Here is a 21,230-nt window from a genome sequence, read left to right on the forward strand (position 1 = left end):
CTTCATTAACTTTATAGTTAAATGTTATTCGAGTTTGTGAAAATTCTTGTTCATACATTTCATATAAATGGTTAAATAAGAGTACCCAATAGTGTGCAAATAAGAATCCCCAATTCTTAACACTAAGAGGTACTCTTTTTTGTTAGAATAGTTATTAACGAAAGGTTGATGATATTATGACAAAAATAATACTAGAACAAATAACAAATATAAAAGATTTACTACTATTTAGTAGAGCATACAAGGAGGGCTTAATAAAATTGAATATTAGCAAACTATCAAAAGAGTTAAATAAAGATAGAAAAACAATTAAGAAATACTTAAACGGTGAAGTTCCAAAGGAAACTAGAAAGAGAGTTAAATATTTAGATGAACATAGAAAATATATACTAGAAGTCTTAACTGATAAATATCAGAGTTTCGACTACATTGATCACTTGTTTAAATATCTAAAAAGAGAAAAAAATATAACTTGCTCAAGAACAAGTTTAAATAGATATATTAGAAATGATAATGAGTTAAATAAACTATTTAAAAGAAAAAAGGATATGAGTTTTACAGAAAGATTTGAAACAAATCCAGGGATACAAGCACAGTTTGATATGAAGGAGAAAGTAAAACTTATTGATAAAAACAATAATGAAACAGTTATAACAATACCAACATTAACATTATCATGGTCTAGGTATAATGTAAGAAAACTAATATTAGATACTAAAACAGAAAACTTATTAGAGTTTTTAGCTTTAAGCTTTGAAGAAATAGGTGGGGTACCACATGAACTCGTTATTGATAACTTAAAACAATTCGTAGAAAAACCAAGATATAAAGATAATGAAGCAATCATTACCAATAAACTAGTAGAGTTCGCTAAGGATTACAATATTAAGATTAAACCATGTATGCCATATAGACCACAAACTAAAGGAAAAACAGAAACACAAAATAAAATAGTTGACCAACTAAAAAACTATAATGGTAAGTATAAGGATATCTATGAAATGCATGAAAAACTAGAAATAATTCATAAGGAAGATAATGATAATATCAGTCAAGCTACTAAACTACCAAGAAGGTTTCTATTAGAAAAAGAAAAAGGTGACTTAAGCCCACTCCCTAGAAAAGAAATCAGACAAAAGTATCACCTTAGTTTAAAAGAGGTTCATGTAACAAATGAATCACTAATATCCTATAAATCTAATAAATACTCTGTCCCTAGAAAATTTATTGGTTTAAAAGTAGGATTAACAGTTATCAAAGGAAATGAACTCCATATTTATTATAAAGGAAAAATCATAACAATCCACAAAATAACGGATAAATTATTAAATATTAAAGATGAACATGATTTAAAATACGAAAAAGAAATAAAAACAAAAGAAAGAACAACTATTATAAACAATGAGATGAGGAATATAAAATATGATTAACGAAGTACTTAATCAATTAACATATCTAAAACTTAAAAGTGCATATACATATTTAAAAGAACTGCATATTAATGATGAGATAACAAATACTGATTTAAAAGGAATTCATAAGATATTGAATAAAGAGGTTTTAGCTAAGGAAGAAAATAATAAATTATACAATGTTAAAGTAGCAGGTTTCCCGTTTCTTCGAACTATTGATGAATATGATTTTAGTTTTCAACCAGGTGTTAATGAAGAAAAAATAAGAGGAATCATTGAATCAACCTTCTATGAAGAAGCAATTAATATATGCTTAATTGGTAACCCTGGTGTTGGTAAAACACATTTAGCTATATCAATAGCGTACTCAGTCGCTATAAGACGTAATAGTGTATATTTTATTAAGTTTAACAAACTAATAACAATCCTTAAAAACGCTTATAATGATGGAACATTTAATCGAAGACTAGGTCACTTCTTTAAATACAAACTACTTATCATTGATGAAGTGGGATTTAATGAAATAACACCTTTGGAAGCAAAGTTATTCTTTCAATTAATTGATTTACGATATACAAAAAGATCAACAATATTTACATCTAATATGACTTTTGATAAGTGGCCTCAAATATTAGGTAATGATGAAATGATAACAAAAGCTATATTAGATAGAATTATTCATCAGTCTTATTTGTTTAATATTATTGGTCCTTCTTATAGACTTAAAGATAAACTTGAACTGAATCAAACTGAGGAATCTTAAATGCACACTTTTGTCCATTCTTATATTGACATTTATATTTCAACTATCTTTACTTTAACATCATAGTATAATTTCATAATAAAAACCCCAATTTTTCTAATGTTTCTTGATTTAACTATTGTGGTTAACTAGAAGAGCAATGCTCTTTTTTTTGCATATCGCTTTATTTTATTTCGAATTCGAAATATAATTAATACGTGAGGTGGTAGAATGAGATTAAAAGTAAAAGGAATTCATCATATATCAGGTATAGTTGAACATCCACAAGAAAATATTGATTTTTATACAAGCGTATTAGGATTAAAAGCAGTGAAAAAAGCTGTTAATTTTGATAATCCAGAAACATACCATTTTTATTATAGTAATGATTCTGCAGATTTAGGAACAATAATTACATTTTTTCCTTGGGCAGATAAAGCTAAAAAGGGACTAGTTGGTGATGGTCAAGTAGGAGTAACTTCTTACATGATTCCTGTTGGAACAATTGGCTATTGGGAGGAAAGATTAAAGAGTTTTAAAATTATATTTGAAAGAGAGTATCGATTTAATCAAACATTTTTAGCATTTGAAGATAAGCATGGTATTAAAAATGAACTAGTTGAAAGTCCGTTAGGTAGTGAGAATGAATGGGAATTTAATAATATAACTAAAGATAAAGCAATCAAAGGATTTTTTGGAGCAGTTTTCTATTCTAAAAAAACTCATGAAACTAAGGATTTCCTGATTAATATTTTAGGACTAGAATTAGTAAAAGAAGATGAATTATATTATCGTTTTGAAATGAAAAACAATGTAGGTAAATATATTGATTTATATAAAGAGTCCCAAGGCGAAGGAAGACTATCAACAGGAACTAATCATCATATTGCCTTTAGTGTTGGATATGATGAAATAGATGATTGGAAGAAGTTCTTAGAGTTAAATGGTTTTAAAGTCTCAGATGTTAAAAACAGAAATTTTTTTAAATCACTATATTTTAGAGAACCAGGTGGAATAATTATCGAACTAGCAACAGATAAACCTGGGTTTAAAAAAGCTGAATTAGATCCTAAAATGGAAAAACTTTATTTACCCGAATGGTTTGAAAATAGAAGAACTGAAATTGAAGAAAAGTTAATTCCAGTTTTTGTTGAACCAACTGAAGAGTTAAAGGATTATCCATATCAAAATAAAGAAGAATATGAATTATACATATATCATCAAACACTTCTTAAAAGAATTAATGAATTATCAAGAATTTCAAAAACAAGAAAACTAACTGATGAAGAAATAACTGAACGTGAAGAACTTAGAAATAAATATGTAATAAATATACGAAGTGGAATGACAGACTTAATCACAACAGTTAAGTTTGAAGATAAGGATGGAGAAGTTAAAGATTTCTTTACAATGAAAGAAGGAGATTTACAATGAAAGAGTTACAAGGAATTCACCATGTTACTGCAATAACAAGCAGTGCAGAAAAAATATATGAATTTTTTACATATATCTTAGGATTAAGATTAGTTAAAAAAACAATTAATCAAGATGATATAAATACATATCATTTATTCTTTGCAGATGATTTAGGTAGTGCAGGAACTGATATAACATTTTTTGATTTTAGAGGCATTGATAAGGCATTACATGGAACTAATGAGATAAATCGAACAGGTTTTAGAGTTAAAGATGATAAATCATTAGATTATTGGGTTAAAAGATTCAAACATTATAATGTGAAGAATGATGGAATAAAAGAAATGTTTGGTAAAAAAGTTTTATTTTTTGAAGATTTTGATGGTGGATTATATACTATTTTCTCGGATCAAAATAATCTAGGAATTAAAAGTGGAACACCATGGAAAAAAGGACCAGTGCCTGATGAGTTTGCTATTACGGGACTTGGACCAATCTTTTTAAATGTTAGTAGATTAAAGGGTATGGATACAATGTTAACTGAAGTTCTTTTAATGAGAAAAATTCAAACTGAAGGTAAATATCATCTTTATGAAATGGGAACTGGTGGAAATGGCGCTAGTGTTATTGTTAAAGAAGATACAACAAGTGTTCAAGGTTATCAAGGATATGGTGGCATTCATCATGTGGCATTTAGAGTCAATGACTTAAAAGAGTTAGAAGAATGGCGTATTAGATTAGAAAAATTTGGTGCACCAAATTCTGGATATGTTGATAGATTTTATTTTGGAAGTTTATATACAAGATTATATTTAAATATCTTATTTGAAATAGCAACCGATGGACCAGGTTTTATTGATGATGAAGAATCATATGAAATCTTAGGTGAAAAATTAGCATTACCGCCAAAGTTTAGAAATGATCGTGAGTATGTTGAAAAAATTGTTAGACCAATTGATACAGTTAGAAGCACAAAAGAGTTTAAAAAGGAATATTTCAATGACTAAATATGATTTGAAAGCCGATAAGGATGATTTGAAATCGATGATAATTCTTTTTAATACTCATAAAGCTTTGGTAGAAGTTGTTAAAAAAGATATAAAGAAATATGGTTACGATTTAAATGAGTTTTCAGTATTTGAAGTTGTTTTTCATAAAGGCAAATTAACAGTTCAAGAAATCAAAGAAAAAATATTAGTTGCAAATTCAAGTCTTACATATATTTTGGATAAACTAGAGAAAAAAGAGATTATTACAAGAACAAGAGATGAATTTGATAAACGAATATTTTATATTGAACTTACAGAAAAAGGAACTATAGAAGCTAATAGTATTTTTCCTAAACATTATGAAAGACTAAGAAGTGTTTTTAGTATTTTAGATAATGAAGATAAAAATACATTAAATACTTTACTAAAAAAAGTTGGATATAATACAAAAGAATAGGTGATTAAAAATGGAGCATGTATTTATAGATAAAAAGAGTAAAAATGTTTTTATATTATTACATGGAACAGGTGGAAATGAATATGATTTAGTTAATGTTGCTGAAATGATTGATAAAAATACAAGTATCTTAGGTATTAGAGGCAATGTTAATGAAGGTGGAATGAATCGTTTTTTCAAAAGATTTGCTCCTGGTATATATGATTTAGAAAGTTATAAAAATGAAACAAATCATTTAGTTGAAACAATCAAAGAATTGAGTAATAAATACAATTTTAAACTTGAAAATGTGACTGTTATTGGATTTTCAAATGGGGCAAATATTGGTCTTGGAATGATTCAAGAGTTTCCAAGTTTAATCAATAATTATGTTTTATTTAGTCCGGATTACATTAATTCAGATAAAGGATTTAGTAATTTAGAAGGAATGAATATCTTCTTATCAACATCAAGAAATGATACAATGGTTGATTTTGAAAATATCATTAAGCTATTATCAAAATTGAAAAATGAAAATGCTAATTTAGATATTTATTATGGGCTTGGGCATCGAATAGAGCATGAAGCTTTAATAGATGTAAAGAACTGGTATACGAAAATATTAAAAAAATAATAAATTAATACTACAAATTAACGGCATATTTACAATGCTGTTTTTTTGCATTTTATTTACGAATACATTACTACAATATGCTTACTTTTTTCGTCTGTTTTTGGAATAATTGTTATGGTTTAAAACCAAAAACAAAAGAAGGGAAAACAATGCATGCGTAAATTATTATCAAAGTTATCGATTTTTATGATAACAATAAGTTTAACATTTTTAGGGTTTTTAGCTATTGCTCCAACCGAGTTACTTGGATTGGAATATACAGGTATTGGTGAAAAAAGATTTACTTGGGATAGAGAAATATATAACGGAGTAAATCTAAATCATACAATGAGCTATAATGGAAATAAAGATCAAAAAACATATACAATTGAATTTAATCCAAAAACAGCTAATTTGAAGCCAGTTGTTGCATATGGAGGAGATGTAATGTATGGAAATACAATGTCAAGCCTTGTTGCAGCTGAAGAGGAAAGAGGGAGCCATGTTGTATTTGGAATAAATGGTGATGCTTATGATACTTCTAATGGTGTTTCAAATGGTTTAGTTATTAATGATGGAAAACTTATTACAACTTCAAATGCCACATATGGATGGGGTATGTATGAAGATGGAACTGTTAAATATGGGAATGCCAAGTTAGATATAAATGCCTCTATAACTGGTGGAGAAACATTCTCAATAAAACATGTTAATAAGGAACGTAAATTAGATACAAACGGTGTTTATCTTTTAACAGAAGATTTTAATAGTGTTACAGCTTCAACGCAAGCAGGTGTTGAAGTAATTTTAAGTGCAGGTGAAGAAGGTTTAAGAATTGGTAACGCATTTAATTTAACAGTTGAAGAAGTTGTTATTGTTAATGCAAATACTGAGGGTAACAAAACTGCAATTGAAAAAGGTAAAGTAGTTATTTCTACTCATGAAGCTAGTCCATATTATAAAGCATTAAGTGAACTTTCAAATGGAACAAAAATCACGATAAATGCTAATGGAAATAGTGATGAAAGAATTGATTGGTCACAAGTGAAAACAGGAATGGGAATTTTTCATTTATTAATGGAAAATGGAGAAGCAACTAGACAAATTAATGATCCTGCGGTACATCCAAGAACTTCAATGGGAATAAAGGCTGATGGAACAATCGTTTTAATGCAAAATGATGGTAGACAAATTGGTTGGGCAAATGGTTTGTCATTTAAAGATATGGTTGAATATATGAAAGAATTAGGAGTTGTTACGTTATTTAATTTTGATGGTGGTGGATCATCAACAATTTCTGCTACAATTCCTGGTGGTGATTCAGCAAAAGTTTTGAATAGACCTAGTGATGGTCATGAAAGAGCGAATTCAAATGCGTTACTTTTCATTGCTACTGAAGATAAAAATGAAAATGATCCAGTTGAAAAACTTCATTTATATGTTGCTGGTGGAACAAACTACGCAAATAAAGCACGTGTATTAGAAAATGGTAATCTTGATTTTTTAGTTACAGCAACGGATAAAAATTTCTATTCAAAAACAATTGAAAGTAATATTACATATACACTTGAGACAACTGAAGGTAGTTCAATTGGAACAATTGACGAAACTGGTAGATTTACAGCATCAAGTGGTAAATCAAAGGGAAAAGTTATTGCTAGATATAATAATGATATAGTTGGTAATTTTGAAATCGAAGTTGTTGATTCAATAAGTAAAATAGAAACAGATTTAACAATTATTTCTGTTGCCCCAGGTCGAACACTTGGATTAGATTTTAGAGCATATGACGAAGGAATTCCAGTCTTATTATCAAGTCGTGCATTAAGTTTTAGACTTGATCCTGAAAGCTTAGGTAGTGTATCAGAAAATGGAACATTTACAGCAACAGAAGGACAAGGAACAGGGAACTTAATTGTTTCATATAAAGAGTATGAATTATCAATTCCAGTTGAAGTTGGTAAAATGCCAATGCAAATTCTTGATTTTGAAGATAATATCTTTGAAAATGGCTGGAATAAATATTTCACAAATATTCCCAATAATGGTGGTGCAGGTAGCATATCAATAAATAATGATGAAAGATTTGTAAAACATGGAGATGGATCATTAAGAATAGATTATGATTTCGCAACAAAACCATTAACAGGTACAGTAGCAATTGAAATAGGTGAATCAGGGTATACAACATTAGAAGGACAACCAACAGCAATTGGGGCATGGATTTATGGAGATGGAAATGGTGGTTGGTTTAGAATCCAATTAACTGGAGGTAAATATGCCGGTGATACAAGAATTGATTGGGTAGGTTGGAAATATATTGAAACAGCTATTCCAAAAGATGCGCCATTCCCATATCAAGTTCAAAGAGCAATCAGATTATTAGGTACAAGTTCAATAGCCAATAATAAAAAAGGAACAATTTATGTTGATTCAGTAAGAGCAATTTATGATTTTAAAAATGATGATAATGATGCTCCAACATATAATGAAGCAAGTGTTTTCCCAAGTGAAGGATCAAAAACTTCAGATATCCAACAACCAATCAGTTTAACAGTATATGACGAAACTGTTGAAGGACAACCTAAAACAGGGATAAATACATCAAGAACTGAATTATATATAAATAGTAAAAAAATAACAAACTTAACACAAATTGTTAATCAAGATGGTTCGGTAGATATTTCTTATCAACCAGGAGCACTTGATCAATTAAGACCAGGAAAACAAAATGTGAAAGTAAGAGTTGAAGATAATTTTGGAAATAAAAAGTTTATTGAATGGTCATTTATTGTGGAAGGATATGCAGTAGAATTAATTGAAAATGCTCCAAATAAGGATATTATTTATGCTAACGAAGAATTTACTTATGGTATATCATCTGTTGAATATAAAAAGTTTTCTTCAATTGATTTAGAAATAACATATAACTCAAAAATGTTAGAGTTACTTGACGCCCCAATTATTGATAATAGACTTATAGTAACAAACCTTGATGTTGATAAGGAAAAAGGAATTATTAAGGCGATAATAATTGGAATGGAAAATATCGAAAAGAACAATGTAGAAAATATCATTGAATTAAAGTTTAAAGCATTAGAAGAAGTAAATGGAACAACAGGAATTAAACCAACAAAAATAACAATTCTTGAAGGTTCAGTAACAACAGATTTAATTTTAAATGGTTATGATGTTAAATTAGATTACAAGAATATTCTTTCATATGAAGGACAAACTATCGAAGGAAATACAACATTAAAAGTAGTAAGCGAAGGTAAGTTAGTTGAAGGAGCAGAATTCTTTGTAACACTTGATGGTGATCAAGTATCATTTGATGGTAGTACAAATGAAAAAGGAGAATTAATTACTGATTTCTTTGGTAAATATCCAATAGGAACAAAATTCTTAATAAAAGCTATCAAAGATGGATTTATTAGTAATACCGTTACACTTGAAGTATTAGAAAGCTTAGGAACAAATATTCCAGAAAAAATTGCTGTAACTGTCGGGGAAAACTTATCGACAAGTGTTGGAATTGGTTGGCAAACATCTCATAATGTTAAAAACGGTCTTGTAGAAGTTTCATTATCAGAAGATTTAGCAAACAAACAACAATTTACTGCATTATCAAAAACTGTTGTAACAACATTTGGCGGTAATTCAAGAGAATATACATCGTGGGGTTCATTCATTACAGGTTTAACACCAAACACTAAATACTATTACCGTGTTGGAAATGGATTAGATAATGAATGGTCAGAGATTCATAGCTTCAAAACAGCAGTTGAAAAAGGGGATATGGATGTTGCATTTTATGGTGATATTCAAGGTGGATATAGCAACTTCCCTAACATAGTTAAAAGATTAAATGATTTATACCCAAATATCGAATTTAGTATTTTAGCTGGAGATGTTGCAGATAACTCACATATTTACCAAGAGTGGACTGACATTGATAAATATACAAAAGAATATTTCAATAATAATGTTTGGATGGCAACAGTTGGTAATCATGACGTTTATGATGATGCACAAGCATTTACTGGTTATTTTTACGGTCCAAGTAATGGAACAACAGGACAACTAGGTGCACGTAATTACTATTTTGAAGTTGGAGATGCGGTATTCTTTAACTTTGATACAGAAGCAGGTTATGGATCTTATGATCCAGGTTATAAGAAACAAATTGCTTTATTTGATGAAGTTATGTCAAAAACAACAAAAACATTTAAGATTGTTATAATGCATAGAAGTGCATACCCATTAAATTATAATGAATCAGAAATACGTGCATTATCACCTGTTTTTGAAAGAAATAACATTGATATAGTTTTAAGTGGTCATGATCATATTTATAGCCGTACATCAATGTTTGAAAATGAACGTGTAACAACACAAAGTGGTGTAACTTATGTAGTTGGTGGAAGTGCATCTGGTTCAAAATATTATGATGGTGATAATACAAGACCATGGGTTGATAAAGTTTATGATAATAATAATCCTGTATTCACAGTTTTAAAATTTAGAGATGGAAATAGAATAGAATTTATTGCGTATGCAGTAGAAAATGGTGAAAATGTTGTTGTTGATGAATTTGTAATTAGCAAACAAAATATTAATGTTGATGCAAGCAATGCTAACTATGAAGGTGATTACGCAATTAAGACTGGAGAAAATCATACATTTAAAATTACTCCAAAAGTAGGATATAGAATCTCGAAAGTTTTAGTTAATGGAAAAGAATTAAATCAAGAAAACGATATATATAGAGTTTCTAATGTTCAAGAAAACTTGAATATTGAAGTAATAACAGAAGAAATAAAAACTAGTATTTATGATGTTAATCAAGATGGAGTTATTGATTTAAATGATGCCAAAGCAATTCTAAAACATTTGACAGGAAAAGAATTATTAAGCAATGAAATAATAGAATATCTTAAATCAGAAAATAAAGAATTAAGCTTATCATTAGTTAGAGAAATTTTAGAAGTATTAGGAGATAAATAACATGAAAAACATTAAAATGGTCACAAAAACAATTTTTATATTAACATTATTACTAGTACTTGTAGCATGTGGAAAAAAAGTTGACAATGAAAAACCAGTAATCTTAGGAACAAGAGATTTCAATGTCTTAGTTGGTGATGCAAAACCAAACTATTTAGAAAACATTACTGTAACTGATAATATTGATAAAGATTTAAAAGTTAGTGTGGATGATTCACAAGTTGATTTAACAAAAGAAGGATCTTATGATTTAGTTTATACTGTAAAAGATACTGCAGGAAATGAAACTAAAGTAATCGTTAAAGTGATTGTTAATAAACTGGTTGTTAAATTAGATGCTCCAGTTATAACAATAAAGAACGGAATTATTAGTTGGAATAAGATTCAAAATGCTACTTCGTATAATGTTAAGATTAATAATGAAGTTAAATCAGTAAGTATTGAACAATTTGACTTAAACGGATTAGAAAATAAAGATAAGTTAAACATCAGTGTTCAAGCGGTATCAAATAATAGTAGTTTTGAAGGAAGCGAATATAGTAACCTTGTTACAACAAATGTAGCAAATAATGCTTCAGTGATTGATAATGAAATCCACATTCAATCAAATGAAGAAATATTAGGTGTTATTATAAAGTTTACATCAGATAAAACAATCGAAGAATCAATGATCACTTTTTCAAAGATTCTTCCAAGTGATTGGATATATGATATTAATGTTAAAGATAATGAAGTTGTTATTGCAACAACAGGATTATCAAAAATAAAAGTAGAATTATTCCACTCATTTATTGTTGTTGAAGAAGGAACTTTTATAACACTTAATGAAGTAAGTATTGATACTGTTACAGGAACAAAGAAAATTAAATAAAAAGGTAAAGGCTTGTAAAAGCCTTTATTTTTTAATGAGACTAACTATCAGAAGTCAAGAGATTTGAAGTATTAAACAAGAAAAAACCTCAATCAAGGTTAAATTAAAAATATGAAGAGTATAATCAGCTACATATTATACTAACTTGTTTGTATCAAACGAGACTTTATTAGTTTCAATGTGATAAATTATTCGGATTAATTTCCTAGAGATATTGACTAAAATAACCTTATGATGTTTACCTTGATTTCGTTTTAAGTGATAATAGTCATTTATTTGTGGAATATACTGTAATGAGTAGAAAGCATACATGTAAAGATATTTACGTAGTAGTGAAGAACCACGTTTAACAATTTTTCCGAATCTTTCAGTTGTACCAGATTGACTAATCTTGACATCTAGTCCGGCATAAGCAGTTAGTTGACCAGGATTAGAAAAACGAGTAATATCTCCAATTTCAGCATAAATAGCTGCTGCAGCGATGATGCTGATAGAGGGGATTGTGTGAATCAAGGAATCTGTTTTAAAGTAAAGATTTTCAATTTCCGTATCAAGAACCTCAATTATTCTAACTAATTCAGAATAATGATTGATGATGGTAGTAATTAGTAAATCATATATTTTACTTGAAGTACCAATTGATTCTTTGGCCAAAGATTTTAGTTTTGAAAACTTTGGATATGTGAATTTGCCCCTTGAAAGTTTGCGTAATTTATCAAAGTGGGTCATATTTAAATTAGATATCTTCTCTTTGTTTTTATAGGTTTTTAATATATATAAAGGTGTTTTACCCATTAAATTATTGAAAAAACCTTTAAACTCAGGAAAAGACTTATCTAAAACATTTGTTAGACGAACTAATTGTTTAGAACGCATTTGTAAATAAGTGTCTCGTTGTCTAACTAATTCTTTTAATTCATTTTTATGGTAAAATTTACTATGTAAGGTTTTGTAGTCAAACTGGCCTAACATGGAAGCTATTAGTTTAGCATCAATTTTATCAGTCTTAGTCCTTCTTAACGTAGTAGCCTTGGAAAACTGACTTGTTAATTGAGGATTAAACTCTAAATAAGTATAACCTAATTTAGATAAAAATGATTTCAAATTGATTCCATAATGCCCAGTTGACTCAAAACCTATTTTTATTAGACTTGGATCACTTAAAGCACTTAGCTCATTTTTGAGATTTTGGAATCCATCATAATCGTTCGTGAATGTGAACGAATTAATTTTAACACCTGCATCAGTAGCTATGAAGCAGTCGTGTTTGAATTTTGAGATATCTATTCCAACATGGAACATGATACTCACCTCCTAATGATTTGGCGCAGGGTTTAACGAATCTCTTATTTCTTTAACCTTGTGATAAAGCGTCTAGCGCTAACTAACTAATTGAAAGTTAAAAATAAGAGCCGTAGTAGTTGCCTCATGTAAACGTCAAGCGTTAATAAAATGAAAAAAATCCACGGCGCCTTAAATATATTATAGTAGAAAATAAAGAAAGGATGTATACTCGATTCACCACTATAATCATAAATCGAGTATACAAGGTGTAAAATGAAAAAAACAATAATAGTTATTTTAGTAATACTTAGTTTTATTACTAGTTTCAAATTAAATGCAGAAAATGAATCTAATAATAAAGAATTTAAAGGTGTATGGGTATCAACAGTATATCAATTAGATTATCCATCAACATATACGACTAATTCTGAAAAATTAAAAGAAGATGCGATTGAAGTCATTAAAAAAAGTTATGAGTTAGGATTCAATGCAATAATTCTCCAAGTAAGACCAAGTGCAGATGCTATTTATAAATCAGCATATTTTCCATATAGCAAATATATTACAGGAACTCAAGGATTAGCACCAAATGATAACTTTGATATTTTAGACTTCTACATTAAAGAATCCCATAAATATGGTATGGAATTACACGCATGGATTAATCCATATCGAATAACAATGAGCAAAAACGATAAACTAGCTGAAAATCATATTGCTTTAATAAGACCTGATTGGACTGTTTTATTTGAAGATAAATTATTCTTTAATCCAGGAATTAAAAAGGTTCGTGATTATATAATTGATGGAGTAGAAGAAATTGTTAGAAACTATGATGTTGATGGAATTCATTTTGATGATTATTTCTATCCAGGAAAAGAATTTAATGATCAAAAAGAATATTTAAGTAATAATCCAAATAATCTAACTCTTGATAGTTGGAGAAGAGAGAATAATAATGATTTAATAAAAAGAACTAATGAAGCGATAAAAACAATTAATGAAAAAGTAGTTTTTGGAGTTAGTCCTTCAGGTATATGGGCTAACAAAGGTAATAATAGTTTAGGAAGTGAAACAAGAGGCAGTGAATCATATTATAACTTATATGCTGATACAAGAAAATGGGTTATTGAAGAATGGTTAGATTATATAGCACCACAAGTATATTGGAAGATTGGATATACGATTGCTGATTATGAAATTATTGCTAAATGGTGGAATAATGTTGTTCAAAATACAAAAGTTAATTTATATATTGGAATAGCAATATATAGATTGTTTGATAATAGTGAATGGGAAGTAGAAGAAATATCCAAGCAATTATCATTAAACAAACAAATAGAAAATATTAAAGGACATATTTTGTTTAGATATAAAAATTTAATTGGTAATGATAACAAAACAAAGAAATTAGTTGAACTATTAAAGAACGAACAACCAGTTAATCTACCAACAGTAAGTAATCTGAATATTGAAGGTAATCTAATAACAGATGAAGTAGTCAATGCAAAATATGATTTTAACGATAATAATACCGATAAAAGCACAATCCTTTGGTATGCAGATGATCTTGTAATTGGTAGTGGAAGAACATTGTTGCTAGATAAAAAACATCTTAATAAGACTATATATTTTATAGTTACACCTAAAACAGCGTTTAGTGTTGGTGAAAAAATAAAATCAAATAGCATAACTATTGAACTTAGATATGATTTAACATCTGATAATAATATTGATGAAAATGATTATATCGAAATCTTAAAATTAATAATAGGTAAAAAAATATTAAGTGATCATCATTTAAAACTTTTAGGAGTAAATAAAGAAGAGGAAATAAGCTTAGAATTAATTAGAAGGATATGGAATCAATCTTTTAAATAAAACTATATAACAAATTACTTTCAAAAAACTGTGCCTATATTTTGAAGTATAAAACATTAAGTGCTACAATATATCTATATACATGAAAAGAGGGAAAGTAATGTTTTTAAAAGATGAATTACTTGAGAAAATTAGAGAACGTGCTTCTTATTATGATGAAAATAATTTGTTTCCAGAGGAAGACTATAAAGAATTAAAGGAAGCGGGTTATTATAGACTATTTGCACCCAAAAATAAAAATGGATTTGGTTATTCGTTAAAAGAGGTAGCTAGAGAACAAACAAGACTTGCAATGTATGCACCTGCAACAGCACTTGGAATTAATATGCATCAAATTATTGCTGGTGTTGGTAATTATTTAGTTAAACATGGGAATGAAAAAGGTAATTTAATTATTGATGCTGTTAGTAAAGATCAATTAATAGCTTTTGGAATTTCGGAACCAAATAATGATAAAGTTTTATTTGGATCAATTAGTGAAGCAATTAAAAAAGATAATGATTATTTATTTAAAGGACAAAAAATTTTTGTTTCATTAGCGAAAAAATTTGATAAGATTTTAACCTATGCTAATGATTCGACTGGTCCATGGAGTGTATTCGCTATTTTAGATAGAAGTAGCGAAATGGAAGTTAAAAACGATTGGAATACATTAGGAATGAGAGGAACACAATCAAATTCAATTTATTTGAATAACGTTCATGTTAAAGATACAAATATTATTTCTAAAATTAAACCAGGACCAACTAAGGATCCAATTATACTAGGAATCTTTGCATACTTTGAAATTCTTTTAGCAGCAACCTATCATGGTATTGGTAAAAGAGCGTTAGAACTTGGAATCGAAAGAGTTAAATCTCGTAATTCAGTTTCAAATAATAATATGTATAGTAATGATAAAGATATTAGATGGAGAATTGCTGAGGCAGCAATTACTCTAGATGGAATTGAAACACAAATTGATCATTTATCAGATTTAATTGAAAATGATATTAATGATCCGTTTATTTTTCAAAAACTCTCAACAATTAAAAATAAGAGTGTAGAAACATCAAAAGGTGCATTAGATGAAATAATTCGTGCATCTGGCGGAAGAAGTTATTATAATGATTTTGAACTCTCAAGATTATATCGTGATGTACTTGCTGGAATATTCCAACCATCAGACCAAGAATCACTTCATAATGCATGGGCAAATGCACTATTAGGACCAATAAAGTAACAATAAGAATGATCATGAAGATGGTCATTTTTTTAAAATTATTTTAAAGTAAAATAGATATGTTAAAATATATATACTAAGAAAGGGCTGATAATATGGATAATTTTGTTTCAATTGTGAATAATCATCAATTAAAGTTAGAAAGAGATGCTAAAAAAGGGGAAATTATTGATTTAAATTTAGTTAATACTGTTGATACAACGATCATTTTAGAAAAGATAAATCAAGAAACTGATCGAATTTATAAGGAAAAATTAAGAGAAGTTAAAGATAAATTTGATTTAGAAAAAAAATTAGAGATTAAAAAAGCTGTTGAAGAATATGAAAAAGAAAACTTAAATTTAAATAATGAATTAAAGAATCTTGAATCTAAAATTAAAAATCAATTATTATTAGAATTTGAAAGAGAAAAATCAAATTATGATAAAGAGATTAGCACTTTAAAAAATCAAGTTGAATTAATCAAACAACAAAAAGATAATGAGTATATTAATAAGATTAATGAACTTAATAATGAGAAAGAAGTGTTAAGTTCAAAACTAAAATTAAGTGAAAAAGAAAATGAACTAAAATTAACAAATAAAAATCATGAATTTCAAAAAATTCTTCAAGATAAAGAAATAATGATTGAAAATCTTAAGCGTGAACGCTCTAAGTTAAATATTAAAAATATTGGTGAAAATTTAGAAAAATGGTGTGATAATGAATTTAATAATCAAGCACTAGCGACGCTTGATAATATTTCATGGCAAAAAGATAATGAAGTTATAAAAAATAGTAAAGCTGATTTTATTTATAAGGTTTATGCAACTAGTGGAAAACTAGAAAATGAATTATTAACATCAGCAATATTAGAAATGAAATCAGAAGATCCTGATTCAATTAATAAACAACCCAATTCAAAGTTTTTTAAGAAGTTAAATGAAGATAGACTTAATAAACAAATTGAATATGCAATATTAGTTAGCGAACTTGAGTGGGATAGTGAAAATGATGTTCCAATTAAAAAAGTTCCAGACTATGAAAAAATGTATATTGTTAGACCACAGTATTTTATGATCTTTTTAAATATAATTACTTCTTTTGGATTAAAGTATAAAGAAATATTACTTGCGAAGGAAGAAGAAAGAGCTAAATTTATAGATGTTAAAGAAATTATTAATGATTTTGAAGCAATGAAAAATGAAATTTTAGATAATTCAATTAAACATATTACGACACAATTAGAAGAAATAAATAAACAAAGTGAAATAATTACTAAAGCAAATAATAAAGTAATTGAAGCAGCAAATATGATTATTGCTCGTCATCTACAAACAGTTATTAATAAAATAAATAATTTTAAAATTGAAAAAATAACTAAAAAAATTGAGGAACTCTCATGAAAAAGTTAATTGTAATAATACTAATGGGTATTTTATCAGTTACTCTTATTGGATGTAACAAGTATCAGGTCAAATATGATAAAGATTTACTTACAATTAATTTAGAAAAAGAAAATGATGAAATTAAAATAATGCAACTAACAGATTTACATTTAGCTTATGGAAATGATTTTTTAGATAAAAAAACATTTTCTTTAATTGATAAATTAGTAGAAAATGTTAATCCGGATGTAATAATTATTACGGGTGATATAACAATGAGTTTGTTAGCTAAGAAACTATTTAAACAGTTTATTAATCATATGGATAAATATGATGTTCCTTGGAGTTTTGTTTTTGGTAATCATGAAATGGATTTTCATGATATGAAAGAAATAATTAAAATCATAGATAAAACTAAAACTAAGAATCTCTATTTTAAAGTCGGAGAAGATTTAGGTGAAAATGGTGGATACGGTAATTTTAAGATTGAAATTCAGAATAATAGTAATCCGATTTTAAATCTTTACATGTTAGATACTAAAGCAAATAGATTAGATGGTAAAACTGATGGTGGAGTATATGATTATTTAACAATTAACCAAGTTGATTGGTATAAACGTGAAATAGTAACAGATGATGTAAGATCATTAGCTTTTATGCATATACCGCTACGTCAATATTTAAAATATTATGGATTTGATAATTATAAAGAAAAAACTCATGCTCAAGCAGTTGATACAGGATTCTTTGATGCAATGGTTAATGAAGGTAATAAAAAAACAATGGGTGTTTTTGTTGGACATGATCATTTGCTAGATTTTAGTTTTTATTTAGATGATATTATGTTAGCTTATGGAAATGTTAGTGGATTTAATGCATATGGAAAAAAAGAACGAGGAGCAAGAATAATTGAAGTTACAAAAAATGAGAGTAACTATGAATTGAATTCTTATCTTGTTTTAGAAAATGAGGTATTATCATGAAAATAAAATCAAGAATGATTGTTCTACTACATTCGATAATTACTAGTGTATTTCTATATTTCTTTTTAGGTTCACTCTGGATTTTTTCTATAGTTATTCTTTCAATAATATTTTTAATTGTTGGAGGTAAAAATAATGTTTAAAGTAGGACTGTTTATTTTACAATCATCAATGTTAATAACCATTTACGTATCATTAATCGTTTTATTCTTATTAAGAATTATCTTAGTTTTAAAAAATAAAATAAATACTAGAGAGGCATTGATTATAGTTTTCACACCATTATCAATCGGTGTTTATCTATTTCTTCCAAAAAATAAGAAATATAGAAAACTCTATGATATTATTTTAATTATTTTTGCTGCCTTAGCAATTATTGGATTAATTTTTACAATATATCAAAGATACTTCTAAAAGTATTTTCTAAGCATAAAAGCTATCTAAGGTATATAATATAAGAGTAGGAGGTAATGATATGACAGTTAAAGAATATTTGGAAAAGAATAAAATTGAAGAATTTGTTTTAACAGATCGAGTTAGAATACCTATTCCTAACGATATAATAAAATATCTTGATTTATCAAGTATGAATGTTAAAAACACAGAAACAAAAAAAGGAATGTTATATATCTACACTGATTATGTTGCAGATTCATGTTAAGAAGGCTTCGGCCTTTTTTTTATGAAAAAATAACTTTTCATTACATTAAACAAGCAATTTAGAACATATTAACGTTATTTTGCTATTTATTAAATATAATAAAACAAAAGAACGGAAGGAGAGAATCTTAATGATTCAAGTGTTAATATGAAAAAAATAGCCGTATTAGAGAGTAGTTATAAGATTAATTATTTTGAAAAAGGAGATATTTTTCCCAAATTAAAAAAAATATATAGTGATGAATATGATTTAGTTAGAATTACGGAGAATAATATTGATGATTTCTTTTCTAGCAACAATAATAATATTTTAAAATATGATGCAATTATTATTAATATTATTGAAGAATCAATAATAGAAAAACTAGTTAAATCAAAAGAGGAAATAGAAAAGTTTATTAATTTAGGAAAAGGTGTTTTCATATCTGCAAGTCTTTCATCAATGTATGAAAAAAACTTTTTACCTGATAAATATCAGTATCAAGTGGTGGATACTAAAAACCAAGATGAATTTGTTTTTAATAGTAAGTCAAGTTATGATGCAAATAAGTATATTTTAAATCATCCAAATAAATTAGATGATAGTTTAAAAGAGAAAATTGGATTAAAATCAAGATTAATACCAGCTAGTCCAGCTTATTTTTTCAGAATAATTGGAATTCAATCAATTTTCTTAATGTCTAGTATTCCTGTGAATAATGAAAAAGTTTTAGTAACAAGTATATCTCTTGAAGATTTAGTTGAAACAGAAAAAATTCTTGATAATATTTTATCGTATATAACTTGTGGAATTCCAAGAATTGCATTTGTTAAAAAAGATGGAGAGGAAGATTCGGGTTTTAATTATTTAAATGATGAGACTGAAGCACTAAATTTAAAAAGTAAAACATATAGTAATAAAAATGAGATGTTAAAGTCAAAATTAAAAGAGTATCATGATGTTTACATATTTTCCAAAGAGTATTTAGAGGAAGAAATTCTTGATATCTTTATTAAATGGAAAAATATCAAAAATGTTAAATTCTTTTATTATAAGAAAATAAGTAAAGATTTATTTTTAACGGAAATAACAAATCAAAAAATGATTGAAAATCAACGAATGGATGTCTATAGTTTAGTTCTCTATACTTATAAGATAGGCTACTGGAATAATAGTTTTTATGAAACAATTAGTATTGTTGAAGCGTTGGTTGAATTAGAGTTAGAATTTGATCAATTCATTAATAGTATTTTTGATGAGGTGGATAAATACTATAAAAATGGAAGTTATGAGAATAAGATTATTGAAACATGTGGTTTGTTAAAATTAGAGTCTTTAATTCTAAAAAAATATGAAAATGAAAGAATTAAAGGGAAAAGAGAAGAGACTAAGAAATGGTTGATTAGTCAATTTGAAAAAGCAAGTTTTTATCAAAAGAAAAATATCATTAAAACGTTTATTTCATATGATGATATCAACATTATTATTGAAATGTTTTATGATAATAACAAAGAGAAATTTACAAATTATATTGAAAAGAATTCAATTAAAGAAAACATTGAAGATCTATTTGAGTTAGTAATTATTGATGATTTAAAATTATACTTAAAGCTTATTAAATTATCTGACGGAAAAAGAGATGATTTAGTAGATTTATCAAAGAAATATTTAAAGGTTTTATTAGATAAACAAGATGAATATGGAATTTGGAATGATGATTTAAATAAAACTGCTCAGATTATTGATTCTCTATATGAGATGGATATTGAACTTTTAGGTAAAAAACTAAAGAATCAAATTAATGAGGATATTAGTAAGAGTATAACAGTGTTAAAAAAATCATATTACATTGATCGATATGGAAAAGATTTATCGTTATCAGTTAATGCTATAAAAGCTTTAAGACATTATTATATTAGATTAAATGAAAATGCTATTGATATTGTTTATACAGAAGCAGATAGTTTATTAAAATTTAAAACAATTGATTTTTTGACTAAATCATTAGAAGAAATAATTGAAGTAAATGCGAAAGATAAAAAGAAACTTAGAAATCTGGAAATTATTGAATCTAAATATTATAAAAATAAAGTAAGACTTAATACAATCGGAAGCTTAACTTCAATTTTATTTTTATTACTAATTTCATATTATATATTTTTAGCATTAGAAAATATTGAAGTATTTAAAAAAATAATGAGTCAGTCATTAATGTGGGTACCAATTGCTATAGGAATGCTTGTAACACCTACGGTGGCTTTTATATCTAAAAAGCTTGTTGGAAAGCAATTAAAGAAAGAAGAAGAGCCTGAAAATAAGTAAAAGTATGTGATATAATAAAAGTAAGGGAAGGATATGAGGGGATTA

17 protein-coding genes are annotated in these 21,230 nt (G+C 27.0%); 16 read left to right on the plus strand and 1 reads right to left on the minus strand.

Annotated features, from left to right (window positions below; translation table 11 throughout):
* Positions 1-176 precede the first annotated feature (176 nt).
* The 8 genes from istA (at position 177) to EXC62_RS03845 (ending at position 11,486) form a co-directional block, all read left to right on the plus strand.
* On the plus strand, positions 177-1,430 hold the full coding sequence (gene istA / locus EXC62_RS03810; RefSeq protein ID WP_129747490.1) for an IS21 family transposase: 1,254 nt from the start codon (positions 177-179) through the stop codon (positions 1,428-1,430).
* Entirely contained in the window at positions 1,423-2,175 is a 753-nt protein-coding gene (istB, locus tag EXC62_RS03815) for an IS21-like element helper ATPase IstB (RefSeq protein WP_129747446.1), read from the plus strand. The genes istA and istB overlap by 8 nt, the downstream gene beginning before the upstream one ends.
* A 210-nt stretch (positions 2,176-2,385) precedes the next feature.
* On the plus strand, positions 2,386-3,588 hold the full coding sequence (locus EXC62_RS03820) for a VOC family protein (RefSeq protein WP_162140300.1): 1,203 nt from the start codon (positions 2,386-2,388) through the stop codon (positions 3,586-3,588).
* Complete coding sequence (locus EXC62_RS03825) at positions 3,585-4,577, plus strand: ring-cleaving dioxygenase (RefSeq protein WP_026390981.1); 993 nt, start codon at positions 3,585-3,587, stop codon at positions 4,575-4,577. Before EXC62_RS03820 ends, EXC62_RS03825 begins: the two co-directional genes overlap by 4 nt.
* On the plus strand, positions 4,570-5,016 hold the full coding sequence (locus tag EXC62_RS03830) for a MarR family winged helix-turn-helix transcriptional regulator (RefSeq protein WP_035375868.1): 447 nt from the start codon (positions 4,570-4,572) through the stop codon (positions 5,014-5,016). Before EXC62_RS03825 ends, EXC62_RS03830 begins: the two co-directional genes overlap by 8 nt.
* 10 nt (positions 5,017-5,026) lie before the next feature.
* Positions 5,027-5,629 (plus strand): alpha/beta hydrolase, encoded by a 603-nt coding sequence (locus EXC62_RS03835; protein ID WP_052590037.1) that lies wholly within the window; start codon positions 5,027-5,029, stop codon positions 5,627-5,629.
* Between the two features lie 153 nt (positions 5,630-5,782).
* Complete coding sequence (locus tag EXC62_RS03840) at positions 5,783-10,615, plus strand: phosphodiester glycosidase family protein (RefSeq protein ID WP_052590040.1); 4,833 nt, start codon at positions 5,783-5,785, stop codon at positions 10,613-10,615.
* 1 nt (position 10,616) lies between these two features.
* Positions 10,617-11,486 (plus strand): immunoglobulin-like domain-containing protein, encoded by an 870-nt coding sequence (locus EXC62_RS03845; RefSeq protein WP_026390983.1) that lies wholly within the window; start codon positions 10,617-10,619, stop codon positions 11,484-11,486.
* Positions 11,487-11,621: 135 nt separating this feature from the next.
* Here EXC62_RS03845 and EXC62_RS03850 read toward each other — a convergent pair whose 3' ends face one another.
* A complete protein-coding gene (locus EXC62_RS03850; protein ID WP_129747431.1) occupies positions 11,622-12,788 on the minus strand; it encodes an IS110 family RNA-guided transposase in 1,167 nt (388 codons plus the stop codon).
* A 255-nt stretch (positions 12,789-13,043) separates the two neighbouring features.
* Between EXC62_RS03850 and EXC62_RS03855 the strand changes: the two genes are divergently transcribed.
* The 8 genes from EXC62_RS03855 to EXC62_RS03885 all read left to right on the plus strand — a co-directional run bounded on the left by EXC62_RS03855 (position 13,044) and on the right by EXC62_RS03885 (position 21,185).
* The gene (locus tag EXC62_RS03855) at positions 13,044-14,651 is read left to right on the plus strand and encodes a family 10 glycosylhydrolase (protein ID WP_052589901.1); all 1,608 of its coding nucleotides are present in this window, start codon (positions 13,044-13,046) and stop codon (positions 14,649-14,651) included.
* A gap of 100 nt (positions 14,652-14,751) precedes the next feature.
* Positions 14,752-15,873: an acyl-CoA dehydrogenase family protein gene (locus EXC62_RS03860; RefSeq protein WP_026390530.1), complete on the plus strand. Its 1,122-nt coding sequence runs from the start codon at positions 14,752-14,754 to the stop codon at positions 15,871-15,873.
* 95 nt (positions 15,874-15,968) lie between these two features.
* Positions 15,969-17,258 (plus strand): DUF2130 domain-containing protein, encoded by a 1,290-nt coding sequence (locus tag EXC62_RS03865; RefSeq protein WP_162140208.1) that lies wholly within the window; start codon positions 15,969-15,971, stop codon positions 17,256-17,258.
* The gene (locus EXC62_RS03870; protein ID WP_162140207.1) at positions 17,255-18,223 is read left to right on the plus strand and encodes a metallophosphoesterase; all 969 of its coding nucleotides are present in this window, start codon (positions 17,255-17,257) and stop codon (positions 18,221-18,223) included. Before EXC62_RS03865 ends, EXC62_RS03870 begins: the two co-directional genes overlap by 4 nt.
* A complete protein-coding gene (locus tag EXC62_RS08830; protein WP_156907463.1) occupies positions 18,220-18,366 on the plus strand; it encodes a hypothetical protein in 147 nt (48 codons plus the stop codon). The genes EXC62_RS03870 and EXC62_RS08830 overlap by 4 nt, the downstream gene beginning before the upstream one ends.
* Positions 18,359-18,637 carry a hypothetical protein gene (locus EXC62_RS03875; protein ID WP_026390527.1) on the plus strand — a complete coding sequence of 93 codons (279 nt, stop codon included), beginning with the start codon at positions 18,359-18,361 and terminating at the stop codon, positions 18,635-18,637. The genes EXC62_RS08830 and EXC62_RS03875 overlap by 8 nt, the downstream gene beginning before the upstream one ends.
* Before the next feature lie 61 nt (positions 18,638-18,698).
* On the plus strand, positions 18,699-18,884 hold the full coding sequence (locus EXC62_RS03880; RefSeq protein WP_026390526.1) for a hypothetical protein: 186 nt from the start codon (positions 18,699-18,701) through the stop codon (positions 18,882-18,884).
* A 147-nt stretch (positions 18,885-19,031) separates the two neighbouring features.
* The gene (locus tag EXC62_RS03885) at positions 19,032-21,185 is read left to right on the plus strand and encodes a hypothetical protein (RefSeq protein WP_026390525.1); all 2,154 of its coding nucleotides are present in this window, start codon (positions 19,032-19,034) and stop codon (positions 21,183-21,185) included.
* The last annotated feature ends 45 nt before the right edge of the window (positions 21,186-21,230 follow it).

The sequence above is a fragment of the Haploplasma axanthum genome, from assembly GCF_900660745.1.
Lineage (GTDB): Bacteria > Bacillota_I > Bacilli_A > Acholeplasmatales > Acholeplasmataceae > Haploplasma > Haploplasma axanthum.

Excerpts from the sequence above, each read along its gene's own strand:
- istA (WP_129747490.1), top strand. The coding sequence starts at position 177 with ATGACAAAAATAATACTAGAACAAATAACAAATATAAAAGATTTACTA.
- istB (WP_129747446.1), top strand. The coding sequence starts at position 1,423 with ATGATTAACGAAGTACTTAATCAATTAACATATCTAAAACTTAAAAGT.
- EXC62_RS03820 (WP_162140300.1), top strand. The coding sequence starts at position 2,386 with ATGAGATTAAAAGTAAAAGGAATTCATCATATATCAGGTATAGTTGAA.
- EXC62_RS03825 (WP_026390981.1), top strand. The coding sequence starts at position 3,585 with ATGAAAGAGTTACAAGGAATTCACCATGTTACTGCAATAACAAGCAGT.
- EXC62_RS03830 (WP_035375868.1), top strand. The coding sequence starts at position 4,570 with ATGACTAAATATGATTTGAAAGCCGATAAGGATGATTTGAAATCGATG.
- EXC62_RS03835 (WP_052590037.1), top strand. The coding sequence starts at position 5,027 with ATGGAGCATGTATTTATAGATAAAAAGAGTAAAAATGTTTTTATATTA.
- EXC62_RS03840 (WP_052590040.1), top strand. The coding sequence starts at position 5,783 with ATGCGTAAATTATTATCAAAGTTATCGATTTTTATGATAACAATAAGT.
- EXC62_RS03845 (WP_026390983.1), top strand. The coding sequence starts at position 10,617 with ATGAAAAACATTAAAATGGTCACAAAAACAATTTTTATATTAACATTA.
- EXC62_RS03850 (WP_129747431.1), bottom strand. The coding sequence starts at position 12,788 with ATGTTCCATGTTGGAATAGATATCTCAAAATTCAAACACGACTGCTTC.
- EXC62_RS03855 (WP_052589901.1), top strand. The coding sequence starts at position 13,044 with ATGAAAAAAACAATAATAGTTATTTTAGTAATACTTAGTTTTATTACT.
- EXC62_RS03860 (WP_026390530.1), top strand. The coding sequence starts at position 14,752 with ATGTTTTTAAAAGATGAATTACTTGAGAAAATTAGAGAACGTGCTTCT.
- EXC62_RS03865 (WP_162140208.1), top strand. The coding sequence starts at position 15,969 with ATGGATAATTTTGTTTCAATTGTGAATAATCATCAATTAAAGTTAGAA.
- EXC62_RS03870 (WP_162140207.1), top strand. The coding sequence starts at position 17,255 with ATGAAAAAGTTAATTGTAATAATACTAATGGGTATTTTATCAGTTACT.
- EXC62_RS08830 (WP_156907463.1), top strand. The coding sequence starts at position 18,220 with ATGAAAATAAAATCAAGAATGATTGTTCTACTACATTCGATAATTACT.
- EXC62_RS03875 (WP_026390527.1), top strand. The coding sequence starts at position 18,359 with ATGTTTAAAGTAGGACTGTTTATTTTACAATCATCAATGTTAATAACC.
- EXC62_RS03880 (WP_026390526.1), top strand. The coding sequence starts at position 18,699 with ATGACAGTTAAAGAATATTTGGAAAAGAATAAAATTGAAGAATTTGTT.
- EXC62_RS03885 (WP_026390525.1), top strand. The coding sequence starts at position 19,032 with ATGAAAAAAATAGCCGTATTAGAGAGTAGTTATAAGATTAATTATTTT.